Source organism: Ruegeria sp. BG9 (assembly GCF_056538305.1).
The window spans coordinates 363,000-375,206 of record NZ_JBQFSY010000003.1; the positions used below are offsets into that span (position 1 = coordinate 363,000).

General features: G+C 58.3%; 9 protein-coding genes. 4 read left to right on the top strand and 5 right to left on the bottom strand.

Annotated features, from left to right (window positions below; all coding sequences use genetic code 11):
- Positions 1-174 precede the first annotated feature (174 nt).
- The gene (locus tag ACR0I8_RS07630) at positions 175-753 is read left to right on the top strand and encodes a lytic transglycosylase domain-containing protein (protein WP_170660343.1); all 579 of its coding nucleotides are present in this window, start codon (positions 175-177) and stop codon (positions 751-753) included.
- 81 nt (positions 754-834) lie between these two features.
- Here ACR0I8_RS07630 and ACR0I8_RS07635 read toward each other — a convergent pair whose 3' ends face one another.
- From ACR0I8_RS07635 to miaA, 5 genes are all read right to left on the bottom strand, one after another.
- Positions 835-2,922, bottom strand: a complete 2,088-nt coding sequence (locus tag ACR0I8_RS07635; protein ID WP_170551194.1) for a dipeptide ABC transporter ATP-binding protein — start codon at positions 2,920-2,922, stop codon at positions 835-837.
- Between the two features lie 92 nt (positions 2,923-3,014).
- Positions 3,015-4,478, bottom strand: coding sequence for an ABC transporter permease (locus tag ACR0I8_RS07640; RefSeq protein WP_480702961.1), 1,464 nt, complete (start codon positions 4,476-4,478; stop codon positions 3,015-3,017).
- A 14-nt stretch (positions 4,479-4,492) separates the two neighbouring features.
- Positions 4,493-5,539: an ABC transporter permease gene (locus ACR0I8_RS07645; protein ID WP_170376750.1), complete on the bottom strand. Its 1,047-nt coding sequence runs from the start codon at positions 5,537-5,539 to the stop codon at positions 4,493-4,495.
- 119 nt (positions 5,540-5,658) lie between these two features.
- Positions 5,659-7,329 (bottom strand): ABC transporter substrate-binding protein, encoded by a 1,671-nt coding sequence (locus ACR0I8_RS07650; protein WP_170376752.1) that lies wholly within the window; start codon positions 7,327-7,329, stop codon positions 5,659-5,661.
- 351 nt (positions 7,330-7,680) lie between these two features.
- The gene (miaA, locus tag ACR0I8_RS07655; protein WP_170690047.1) at positions 7,681-8,574 is read right to left on the bottom strand and encodes a tRNA (adenosine(37)-N6)-dimethylallyltransferase MiaA; all 894 of its coding nucleotides are present in this window, start codon (positions 8,572-8,574) and stop codon (positions 7,681-7,683) included.
- 85 nt (positions 8,575-8,659) lie between these two features.
- Between miaA and pyrH the strand changes: the two genes are divergently transcribed.
- The 3 genes from pyrH to ACR0I8_RS07670 are packed head-to-tail and all read left to right on the top strand — an operon-like array spanning position 8,660 to position 12,153.
- Positions 8,660-9,403, top strand: a complete 744-nt coding sequence (gene pyrH, locus ACR0I8_RS07660; RefSeq protein WP_170690049.1) for a UMP kinase — start codon at positions 8,660-8,662, stop codon at positions 9,401-9,403.
- A 50-nt stretch (positions 9,404-9,453) separates the two neighbouring features.
- Entirely contained in the window at positions 9,454-10,680 is a 1,227-nt protein-coding gene (locus tag ACR0I8_RS07665; protein WP_170690051.1) for an aminotransferase class V-fold PLP-dependent enzyme, read from the top strand.
- A gap of 48 nt (positions 10,681-10,728) precedes the next feature.
- Positions 10,729-12,153 (top strand): cryptochrome/photolyase family protein, encoded by a 1,425-nt coding sequence (locus ACR0I8_RS07670; RefSeq protein ID WP_170690052.1) that lies wholly within the window; start codon positions 10,729-10,731, stop codon positions 12,151-12,153.
- The last annotated feature ends 54 nt before the right edge of the window (positions 12,154-12,207 follow it).

Consider the following 12,207-nt stretch of genomic DNA (forward strand, 5'->3'; position numbering starts at 1 on the left):
GCGCCGAATCTGGCGCTGAATATGCCAGAGACCCTATACGGCCTGCATCAGGGTGAAAACACGTTGATGACACAGTGTCGGACAAGAATCTGCTTGCCCCGTTCTGCACGCTTTTAATTCAGGCGGCGGGACCATATACTCCGCTTGTTTTCGGATCGGGCAGGATAGGCATTTATGCGGTCTTTGGTTTTAGGTTTTGTCGGTGTGTGTCTGCTGCTGACCACGGCCCCGGTGCAGGCCCAGACACTGTCTACCAAGAATAGAAAAGACATTTTCCTCAAACAATCCAAGGTGTTGGACTCACGCGCGGCGACGCAGTATCGCGGGTCTGAGCGGCTTAAGCCGAAAGTGGCGCAAGGGCGTTTCGACAAGCGTTATACTGGGAAGTACCGTGGAGAATACCTGAAGCTTGCCCGCCAAGCCGCCCGCCAACACAACATCCCGGAAGAGTTGTTTTTGCGTCTGGTGCAGCAGGAAAGTGGCTGGAACCCCGCAGCGAAGTCTCACAAAGGGGCCCTTGGTCTGGCGCAGCTGATGCCGCAGACGGCCCAGCTTTTGGGTGTAAACCCCCATGACCCCAAGCAGAACTTGGAAGGCGGCGCGCGGTATCTGTCGTGGCAATACCGCAAGTTCAAGTCGTGGCCTTTGGCGCTGGCGGCTTACAATGCAGGTCCCAAGGCCGTTGAGAAACACGGCGGAATTCCGCCTTACGCGGAAACCCAGAATTACGTGAAGGTGATCTGGGGCGGTTAAGGCGCACAACAGTTAAATTTGACAGTAGTATTCAACGAAAAAGGCCGGTCTGTGACCGGCCTTTCAAGTTCGTACAAGCGCCTATTCTGCGGCGATTTTTATCACAGGCTCCATACGGGCCAGAACATCTTCGGCCAGGTGACATTTGACCTGATGGCCGTCGGCCAGAGTTTTCACAGGCGGGACATCTGATTCACAACGCCCGTCCGGCACCTCGGATTTCCAACGACAACGCGTCTGGAACGGGCAACCCGGTGGCGGGTTCATGGCCGACGGAATATCACCCTCCAGCACGATATGCTGCTTCTCGATCGAGGTATCTGCAATCGGAACCGCGCTCAGAAGCGCTTCGGTGTAAGGGTGATACGGGGGCGAGAAGACCTGATCGGTCGTGCCCAGTTCGACCACGTGGCCGAGATACATCACCATCACCCGGTCGCTCAGATAGCGCACGATCGACAGATCATGGCTGATGAATAGCAGCGTCGTCTTGTGTTCGCGCTGGATCTCCATCAGCAGATCGGTCACGGCCGCCTGAACGGATACATCCAAGGCCGAGACCGGCTCATCCGCCACCACGATCCGTGCATCACCCGCAAAGGCGCGCGCGATACCAACACGCTGTTTCTGACCACCTGAGAGCTGTCGCGGCATCCGGTCCGCGAAGGCGCGGGGCAGTTTCACCAGATCCAGCAGTTCCAGCATGCGCTTCTTGCGCTCAGCCTCGGAATTGCCGACTCCGAAGATTTCGAGCGCGCGAATGATCTGTCGCCCGACGGTCATGGAGGGGTTCAGAGTGTCAAACGGGTTCTGGAACACCATCTGCACTTCGCCAACGGTCTTGGCGTCGCGTTCCTCAATTGGTACTGCCTCAATATTGCGGTTGTCCAGCAGGATTTGCCCGTCAGTTGCCGTTTCAAGCCCCATCAGAACCTTGGCGAAGGTGGATTTACCGCAACCAGATTCGCCCACGATGGCCAGGGTCTCGGATTCGTGCGCCTCAAAACTCAGGGTTTCGTTGGCTTTGACCACTTTGGTCGTCCCGCCTCCGAACAGGGCGTTGGCCGCCACCTCATAGTACTTCTTGAGGTTGTCCATCTTCAGAACGGTCCGCCCGATCTCGCCCTTTTCCTTTTGCTCGCCAACGGTGATCGGCGCGTTCCAGTCAATCTCTTGGAACTTCAGGCAGCGCGTATGGTGGCGATCATTGCCCGGCACAGCCTCCATCAGGATGTTCTGGGCGTCGCAACGGCCTTCTTCGAAATAGTCGCAACGCGGGCCAAAGTTACATCCCGGCGGGCGTTCATGCGGCAGAGGGAAGTTCCCTGGAATGGCTACCAGCGGACGCGCGTTCTTGTCGGCACCAGGCAGGGGAATAGACCGGAACAGCGCCTGTGTGTAAGGGTGCTGCATCTCATCGAATACATCGTGGATCGAGCCGCGCTCGACAGCTTCGCCCGAATACATCACGCACAAGCGGTCGCAGGTTTCCAGAACCAGCCCAAGGTTGTGCGAGATAAACAGCATCGAGGTGCCGTATTTCTTGCCCAGATCCTTGACTAGTTCGACCACAGCGGCCTCAACGGTCACGTCCAGAGCCGTGGTGGGTTCGTCCAAAATCAGCAGGGCAGGCTTCGACATCAACGCCATCGCGATGACAATCCGTTGCTGCTGACCGCCTGATAGCTGGTGCGGGAATGAGTTCAGCATCCGTTCAGGGTCGGGCAGGCGGACGTCTGTGACAACCTCCAAAGCACGGGCATAAGCTTCTTCCTGACCGACGCCCTCATGGATCATCGGCACTTCCATCAACTGTTTGCCGATCTTCATTGCCGGGTTCAGCGAGGCCATCGGCTCCTGGTAGATCATTGCGATCTCATTGCCGCGAATGTCGCGCAATTCCTCGGTAGTCATCTCACCGAGATCGCGCCCCTTGAACTTGATCGAGCCGCCAACGATGCGCCCGTTCTTGCCCAGATCCTGCATGACACCCAGCGCCACCGTAGACTTACCGCAGCCGGATTCACCAACCAATCCTACAGCCTCACCTGGCTGCACACTGACCGAGAAATCCATAACGGCGGGAATTTCCCTCAGTCGGGTGAAAAACGAAATCGAAAGCTTGTCGATCTCCAGAATAGGCCCGTCATAGTCCGCCAGTTTGTTCATCTTGTTACTCCTCGCGAGAGTCCGGGGGATCCCCTTCATCTGGCTAAAAATATCTCGGGGGTCCGGGGGCAGAGCCCCCGGCCTTGATCACATCAGTCCTTCAGACTTTCTTCGCGCAGACCGTCCGCCAGCAGGTTCAAACCCAGAACCAGTGACAACAGGGCCAAAGCAGGCGGAAGGGCTGGGTGCAGATAGATCGAGAGCAGCTTGCGCCCTTCGTTGATCGTCGAACCCCAGTCCGGGCTTTCGGGCGGTAGGCCCAAACCGAAGAAACCCAAGGTCCCCAGAAGGATGGTTGTGTAGCCAATCCGCAGACAGAAATCGACGATCAGCGGACCACGCGCGTTGGGCAGGATTTCCCACAGCATGATGTACCACGGGCCCTCACCACGCGTCTGGGCCGCCGCCACATAGTCGCGGGTTTTGATATCCAGCGCCAACCCACGCACGATACGGAACACCGTGGGAGAGTTCACGAAGACCACCGAAACGAACACCACCAGAATACCGCCCGGAATGTCGAACAAGTCCAGATAGGTCGGCAGACCCCAGACGCGGTAGCTGTCGGTGCTGATGATGTAGCCTCCGGTCGAAATCAGCGACAGATAGAACCACAGCGCCACGCCCAGAACCCCGATCAGCAGAGGTGTTCGAAAATTCGGACGCGTGTAGTAGCGCGAATTCAGCAGGACACCGAGGAAGATGATCGGGAAGACAAACAGGATCGCTGCCATATAGTTCGGCACACCGGTCGCCACGATCTCGGGTGTCACCAACAGGTAGAACAGCAGGATCACAGGGAAGGCGAGGATCAGGTTTGCCAGGAACGACAACAGCGTATCCAGGCGACCACCATAGTACCCAGCAGGCAGGCCCAGCGTGATCCCGACCATAAAGGCAAACATCGTGGCAAGCGGCGCGATCTGAACCACGATCCACGCGCCCTTGACCATACGGCTGAATACGTCGCGGGCCAGATTGTCTCCGCCCAGAAGGTACCAGGCGTATTGGCCGTCCTCCAGATTTGGCAGCGGCGTACCGGGCACCTTGTTCTTCATGCCCGAGACCTGCGCAAGCGGGTCGTGCGTCACGATCAAATCAAGCGCGCCGAAGATGCCGGTGAAAACCCAGAACATCACAAGGCCAAAGCCGATCATGCCGATGGGGCTGTCGAAGAGCTTGCCGTACAGGCCCAGCTTTCGTTTGAACGCGATCGACATCGCATAGAGGATGATAAGCGACAGCCAGACGGGCAGAAACTGCTGCGAAATCGCACCAATGATCCCGGCGCTGGTACCCATCAGGATGCCCAGCACGACATAGGCGACCGCGATCGCCACGCTGGCCATGAAGCTATAGCGCAGCGCGGCCTGTATCATGTTCCGAAGGCCCGAGCGTGAGGTTAACGTACCATCAGGGTTCACCGTCATCTGATCTTCGGGCAGCACAATGCTGGCCAGCATCCAGACGACGATGGACAAGGCCATGACCCCCAATGCCAGCGCGAGTAGCGGGTTGAGGAAGGCGATAGAGCCGGTCCAGGTAAGTGGTTCCATGATCTGACCCTCCCTTAAGAAATGCGAATGCGCGGGTTGAGGTAAACATAGCCGATATCCGAGATCAGCTGTGTCACCAGCACAACAAAGACCGACACGACCGAGATCGCCAACAACAGCTGGATGTCATTGTTCCCCGCCGCCTGCACCAGCGCCCAGCCAAAACCCTTGTAGTTGAACAGGGTCTCGACGATCACCACGCCATTCAGCAGCCATGGGAACTGCAACATGATGACGGTGAACGGCGCGATCAGAGCGTTCCGCAGCGCGTGTTTCATGACGATATTCGGGAACGAGACACCCTTCAGGCGCGCAGTGCGTATATATTGCGCCGTCATCACCTCGGTCATCGAGGCGCGGGTCATGCGGGCGATATAGCCCATCCCATAGAGCGCAATGGTCAGCACGGGTAAGAAGAAGTTCTCAAACGTCGGGTTCTCCATCGCCTGCGTCGCCGTGCCCTTGAACCACTTTAGGCCCACAGCGGATGACGTGAAGATCGCTATGAAGATCACGCCCGAGACGTATTCCGGCGTCGCGGTGGTTGTAATAGCAAAGGTAGACAGGGTCCGGTCCGTAGCCGACCCTTCTTTCATCCCAGCCAGAATGCCAAGGATCAGGGCCGAGGGGACCATCAGCAGCATCACCCAGAACATCAGCCGGCCGGTCAAAGCGAGCCGGGTGCCGACGACGGTTCCGACTTCTTCTTTGAAGACTGTCGAATACCCCCAGTAGCCCTGAAGGATTCCGCAGAAATTAGGAGACTCTTCGGCGGTTTTGCCCGGTAGAATGCATCGGCCCTGAACTGTGCCGTCCTCATTCGTGTGCCGGTATGAGGGCAGAACGCCCAGCCATTCACCGTATTTTATGGGCGTCGACTGAAGGTATCCGCCTTTTTCTAAAAAGCTCTCGACCTGCTCATCCGACATCCGGAAATTGCCCTGCGTTTTCGCTAGCTTTTCCAGGTTCGGGTAGAGATTGGTGAGGAAAAAAACCAGGAATGTCAGGCACAATGCTGTCAGCAGCATAATCCCCACACGCCTTAAAATGAAAAGTCCCATGTTAGCCCCTGTTGGTCGGCTGGCGTGGACGGCATTCCGCCTCACGCGTTGCTATTCTTATGGTCGCCGTATTGAGGACGAAGGGCCGCGTCAGTGTGGCGCGGCCCTTGTGTTTTGGGTCAGGAGGTCAGGCCGAACTTGTAAAGCTGCGGCAGGTCCGCGATGTGCTTTTCGACGCCGACCATGTTGTCGCGATGGTGGCGCATTGCAGTCCGCCAGTAAGGCTGAATGACAACACCTTCGTCGATCATGATCGCCTGCAGCTTCGCCATTACCTCGCGGCGCATGTCGACATCAGCGAGCGAGTTCGCCTCGGCCAGCAGATTATCGAACTCTTCGTTGGCAAAGCCGGATTCGTTCCACGCAACGCCCGACTTGTAAGCCAGCGCCAGAACCTGAGTGCCCAGCGGGCGGTGGTTCCAGTTGGTCGAGGAATACGGGTACTTGGTCCAGTCATTCCAGAAGGTCGAGCCCGGTAGAACCGTGTGCTTGGCCTTGATGCCCGCGTCGTTCAGCTGAGCGACAACCGCCGCAGTGGTATTTCGGCGCCAGTCATCGTCGATGGACTGCACTTCGTGCTCGAAATCACCCATACCTGCTTCGTCCATCAGCGCTTTCGCGCCGGCCGGATCGTAAGGTATGCGGGTCACAGCCGAGTCAAACTCGGGGTGCATCGGGCCCACATGGCAGTTCTCGGCAGGGATGCCGTAACCGGACATGCCGAGTTCAAGACAAACCTCGTTGTCCACGGCCATTGCGAGGGCCTGACGGACTCGCTTGTCGCCGTAGATTTTGTTGCCGTCCGCATCTTCAGCCAGCTGGTTCGGGCGGATGACGATGGTAAAGCCCGACGGGATTTCCGAGCGAACAAGACCGATGCCGTCGAAGATGTCGACGAACTCACCGACCGACTCCCAGTTCATGTCGATCTCTTCGGCCTCATAAGCGGCCAGGAAGGCGGCAGGGTCGGTGCCATAATCGATGAATTCGATACGGTCGATATAACCGCCTTTGCCCGCTTCATAGCCCCACCAGTCGAAGCCCTCGTTGCGGACCAGAACGCCCTTTACGCCAACCTCGTGGCTTTCGGGGATCATGAAGCCTGTGCCAACCGGGTTCGACAGCATGTCATTTGCGTCAAAGCTGCTGTGGACGATGGCACCCGGATAGTCCGCCATGCCGGGGATGATGGTGATGTCCGGCGCGTTGCACTTCAGTTTCACGGTGTGCGAATCGACCACGGTAATTGCGCCATCAGCGGCTTTCTGGGTGCTCTCATCGACCAGCGACGCCATGCGCGAGGCCATCGAGTTGCCTTCCAGCGACGCATCGCACCAGCCTTCGATGTTGCGAGCCACGTCTTCGGCGGTGAAGTCGTCACCGTTATTCCACTTGACGCCCTTGCGGACGTTCAGCGTGTATTCAGTGGCGTCGTCATTGGCTTCCCAGCTTTCCAGCAACATGGGCTTGAACGTACCGTCGTTGTTGTACTCGACAAGATACTCCAACCAGCCCGCCGTGAAGGTCGCAATCTGCGTCCAGTCATAGGTGCGTGGGTCTTTGAGGGCGCGGACTTCCATCTGATAACGGATAGTGCCGCCTTGCTGCGGCTCAGCTGCCGCTGCTGGTGATTGCAGACCGATCATGCCGTAGGCGACCGGAGCGGCAACGCCCAGTGCGGTGACGCGGGCCATAAACTCACGGCGGCTCAGATTGCCGTCGCGGTATTCCTGGGCGTGCATCTCTGCGGCCCAGTGCACCGACGTTCCCTTTGTTGTATGGTTAGTCATGAATGTCTCTCCCTGTGACATATTTGTTTTTTTGCATGGAATGAACGAACCTAGCCGGCGTTTTTCAGGCCAAGGCGAAGGTCGAAGGGTTCGGTTTTTTGAACGTTGGAATTCCCCATGTCGGTATTCGGCAACAGAATCCGAAGGACGTCAATGTTCGAATGCGGCATGAAGAGCAAAAAAACGACATGTCTGGGCGGTTGTTGCGCGTCACTTGCCCCGTGTTTCTTACCTATTCTCGACGCGGGGCGCGACGCCAACTCATGGAAGCCAAGCGCCGTAAGTACTAGAAATATAGGTTCATTCCGATTGGCAGCCAGATTGGATACGGGGAATCAACCGCGTTTCGTATCAGTTTGATAAATCGAGGTGATTCCATGCCTTCATGCGCGCCCGGAACCATGTGCGCTGGCGTTTGGCAAACTGACGGGTTGAGATCGTGGCCCGTTCGCGTGCTTGCTCCAATGTGATTGAGCCATCAAGATAGGCCATGAGTTCCGGTACCCCGATGGCCTTGCAGGCGGGTAGCGACGGATCATAGCGGTCGCGCATGGCTGCAACCTCGTCCAAAGCACCGCTCTCCAACATGTGATCGAACCGACGGGCGATGCGGTCCAGCAGCCATGATTTGTCGACGTCAAAGACAATGGGCACCGCGTCCTGCAGGGCCAGCACAGGCGGCGGGGTGTCGTCCTGCCAGGAGGCCAGACTGCGCCCGGTTGCCTGCTGAACCTCCCACGCGCGCTGAACGCGGGCGCGGTTTTGGGTGTCTAGCCGGGCCAGGGTTTCAGCATCTACACCGGCCATCAGTTCGGCCAGATCCATCTGATCGCCACCTTTACGCAAATGCGGGGGTGTCGGCGGGATCTCGGCCATTCCTTCCGTCAAAGCGGTGAAATACAGCCCGGTTCCACCGACGACAATCGGGCGCTGGCTGCCCGTCAGCAGCGGTGTGACCTCACGCAGCCAGTGGCCGGTGGAATACTCCTGATCATACACGACATGACCATAAAGACGATGCGGCGCGCGGGCTTCCTCGTCCGGCGAGGGGCGCGCCGAGATCACCTGCCAGCAGTCGTAAACCTGACTTGCATCGGCGTTGACGATCACCCCTCCGAACCTTTCGGCAATGCGCAGCGCCAGCTCGGACTTGCCCGAGGCTGTCGGGCCAGCGATCAGAACCGGCTTGTCATCCGGTATCTCGGGGAGCCGGTCCCAAATCGATGCGGTGGGGTGATTGGTCATGGTCCCTCAGTATCCGCATTGAACCTGCGGTCGTTTTGCTTCATTTTGCGCCGGAAAATAAACCCGTGCCAGCCCGGAGCGCAATATGAGCCTGACCTCGTCCCCCAACTCCCAAAAACCCAAGTATGATCGCGTGATGCTGAAGATTTCCGGCGAGGCGTTGATGGGTGATCAGGGATTCGGCCTGCACCCGCCGACCGTCCAGCGCATCGCGCAGGAGGTGAAATCGGTCCATGATCTGGGCGTCGAGATTTGCATGGTGATTGGGGGCGGCAATATCTTCCGCGGCCTCAGCGGCTCGGCCCAGGGGATGGAGCGGACCACGGCCGACTATATGGGGATGCTGGCGACCGTGATGAACGCGCTCGGGATGCAGTCGGCGTTGGAAGAGATCGGGGTATTTACCCGCGTGATCTCGGCCATCCGTATGGATGAGGTCTGCGAGCCGTATATCCGCCGCCGCGCCGTGCGCCACCTTGAAAAGAAACGGGTTTGTATCTTTGCCGCTGGTACGGGCAACCCGTATTTTACCACTGATACGGCCGCGACACTGCGCGCGAATGAGATGGCCTGTCAGGCGATCTTCATGGGCAAAAACGGCGTGGACGGGGTGTATGACAAGGACCCGAAAGAACATGCCGACGCCAAGCGGTATGACACGGTTTCTTACGACGACGTACTGGCAAAACGGCTGCGGGTCATGGATGCTTCGGCCATTGCGCTGGCGCGTGACAACAACCTGCCGCTGATCGTGTTCGGTCTGGATGAACCGGGCGGTTTCCGGGGCATTCTGGCCGGTGAGGGGACCTATACCAAGGTTGAAGGCTAAGACGCGCACTCAGCTATTACCGTTCTCTTCACTCATCGAAAGGTCTGTCCATGTCAGCGTTGGATATTGATTTCGTTCGGGCTCAGTTTCCGGCCTTTGCCGAACCCAGCCTTCAGGGGCAGGCCTTTTTCGAGAACGCGGGTGGGTCGTATACTTGCCAGCCAGTGATCGACCGGCTGACGCGGTTTTACACGCAACGCAAGGTGCAGCCCTATGCACCCTACGAGGCCAGCCGTCTTGCGGGTGCCGAAATGGATGAAGCCCGCGCCCGGATGGCTGCGATTCTTGGGGTTGATACTGACGAACTGAGTTTTGGTCCCTCGACCACCCAGAACACCTACGTTCTGGCACAGGCCTTCCGGCAATGGATGAGCCCTGGCGAAGCAATCATCGTCACCAATCAGGATCATGAGGCCAATTCCGGCCCCTGGAGACGCCTTGTCGAGGCCGGGATCGAAGTGCGCGAGTGGAAGATCGATCCCGAAACGGGATCGCTAAACCCGCAGGATCTGGAAAACCTGCTGGATGAAAAAGTTCGGCTGGTCTGCTTCCCGCATTGCTCGAACGTGGTGGGTGAGATCAACCCGGTGACCGAGATCACGGCCATTGCCCATGCAGCGGGTGCCTTCGTTTGCGTGGATGGCGTGTCCTATGCACCGCACGGGTTTCCGAATGTGGGTGATCTGGGGCCGGATATCTATCTATTCTCGGCCTACAAAACCTACGGCCCGCATCAGGGCTGCATGGTCATTCGGCGCGCATTGGGTGAGTTGCTGCCCAATCAGGCGCATTATTTCAATGGCGATACTCTGTACAAACGGTTCACCCCGGCAGGGCCGGACCATGCGCAAATCGCTGCCAGCGCGGGAATGGCGGATTACATCTCGCTGCTCAGCACTCATCATGGCGGCCCAACTGAGGGTTCCGCCGCGCAAGGCGCTTTCGCCCATGACCTGATGCGCAATCACGAGGTGGCGCTGCTGCAACCGGTGCTTGATACCGTCAAAAACCGAAACGCAGTTCGACTGCTTGGCCCGTCTGATGCCACTCGGCGCGCGCCCACCGTTGCCTTGGCTTTGGGTCGACCGGCCGCTGCTGTGGCAGCTGAGCTGGCGGCGCATGGCGTCATGGCCGGCGGCGGTGATTTCTATGCCGTGCGCGCCTTGCAGGCGATGGGGGTCGATCCGGATCAAGGCGTGCTGCGGGTTAGCTTTACGCACTACACGTCCCAACAGGAAATTGATCAGTTATTGAATGCACTTGACCGGGTTTTGTGATCCAGTTTTCGATATGCTCCGTAGTGGAAAGAAAACGGCGGGGCGAATATGGAAGACGGGCAACCTCCGATCATTTTGTGGTTCAGACGTGACCTTCGGCTAAGCGATCATCCGGCGCTTGCTACTGCGGCTGCGACAGGTCGCCCTGTGGTGCCGGTATTCCTGTGCGATGATCTGGTGCAAACCCTTAGCGCGGCCCCGAAATGGCGGCTTGGGCTGGGGCTTGAGGTCTTTGAACGCGCGCTGAACGACATTGGCAGCCGTCTGATCCTGCGACAGGGCGAAGCGTTGGCACAGTTGCAGCGGCTGATCTCTGAAACCGGCGCGACGGAAGTGTATTGGTCGCGCGCTTACGATCCGGCCTCAATCGCGCGGGATACAAAGATCAAATCAGCATTGAAAGAGCAGGGGATCGAGGCCAAATCCTTTGCCGGTCATCTTCTGTTTGAACCCTGGACGGTTGCTACCAAGGCCGGTCAACCGTTTCGCGTTTTCACCCCGATGTGGCGCGCGGTGCAGGGGCGTGACGTCCCTCTGCCCGAGGCCTCTACGACGCGATTAACCGCCCCCGCGCACTGGCCCGCCTCGGACGATTTGGCGACTTGGCGCCTTGGCGCGGCAATGAAACGAGGGGCGGCGGTCGTCAGACCCTATGTGCAACCGGGCGAACAAGCGGCGCTTGATCATCTGGAGGTGTTCCTGAACCGGATCGCGAATTACGGCGCCGACCGTGACAGGCTGGATTTGGACGGGACCTCGAACTTGTCCGAATACCTCTCATTGGGTGAAATCGGCCCACGTACCGCTTGGCTTCGCGTGCAACGTGCGGCTTTCGAAGGGACCCAGGGCACGGGTTCATTTCTGCGACAGCTTGTCTGGCGCGAGTTCGCCTATCATCTGATGTACCACACGCCTCAGCTGGTGTCGGGCAACTGGAAGCCCGAATGGGACGCTTTTCCGTGGAACGAGGCCCGAGATGCGCCCGAGGTGCAAGCTTGGCTGCAAGCCAGAACCGGCATCCCGGTTGTGGATGCGGGTCTGAGGCAGATGTATGTAACTGGGCGTATGCACAATCGTGCCCGGATGATTGTAGCAAGTTACCTGACCAAGCATCTGATGACCCATTGGAAAATCGGTATGAAGTGGTTCGAGGATTGCCTGATCGACTGGGACCCGGCCTGCAATGCGATGGGCTGGCAATGGGTCGCGGGGTCCGGCCCGGATGCGTCTCCGTTCTTCCGCATTTTCAATCCCGTTACTCAGCAGGAAAAATTCGACCCCAAGGGCGCGTACCTAAAGCAATGGATCGCCGAAGGCAGTCCAATTCCTTCTGAGACGGCCTTGTCTTACTTTGAGGCAACGCCCCGTTCTTGGGAGTTGAACCCCAAGGCGGATTACCCGCCACCAGTGGTCGATTTGCCAACAGGGCGCGCCCGCGCGCTGGCTGCGTATGAACGCCGAAAAAACCAGTAAGGAACTGAAAACTTGCCACAAACACAATTGCGTCCTAGCCTGCATCAACCACCG

Coding starts and splice junctions, on each gene's coding strand:
- ACR0I8_RS07645 (WP_170376750.1), bottom strand. CDS start 5,539: ATGGGACTTTTCATTTTAAGGCGTGTGGGGATTATGCTGCTGACAGCA.
- ACR0I8_RS07635 (WP_170551194.1), bottom strand. CDS start 2,922: ATGAACAAACTGGCGGACTATGACGGGCCTATTCTGGAGATCGACAAG.
- ACR0I8_RS07640 (WP_480702961.1), bottom strand. CDS start 4,478: ATGGAACCACTTACCTGGACCGGCTCTATCGCCTTCCTCAACCCGCTA.
- ACR0I8_RS07665 (WP_170690051.1), top strand. CDS start 9,454: ATGTCAGCGTTGGATATTGATTTCGTTCGGGCTCAGTTTCCGGCCTTT.
- ACR0I8_RS07650 (WP_170376752.1), bottom strand. CDS start 7,329: ATGACTAACCATACAACAAAGGGAACGTCGGTGCACTGGGCCGCAGAG.
- pyrH (WP_170690049.1), top strand. CDS start 8,660: ATGAGCCTGACCTCGTCCCCCAACTCCCAAAAACCCAAGTATGATCGC.
- ACR0I8_RS07670 (WP_170690052.1), top strand. CDS start 10,729: ATGGAAGACGGGCAACCTCCGATCATTTTGTGGTTCAGACGTGACCTT.
- miaA (WP_170690047.1), bottom strand. CDS start 8,574: ATGACCAATCACCCCACCGCATCGATTTGGGACCGGCTCCCCGAGATA.
- ACR0I8_RS07630 (WP_170660343.1), top strand. CDS start 175: ATGCGGTCTTTGGTTTTAGGTTTTGTCGGTGTGTGTCTGCTGCTGACC.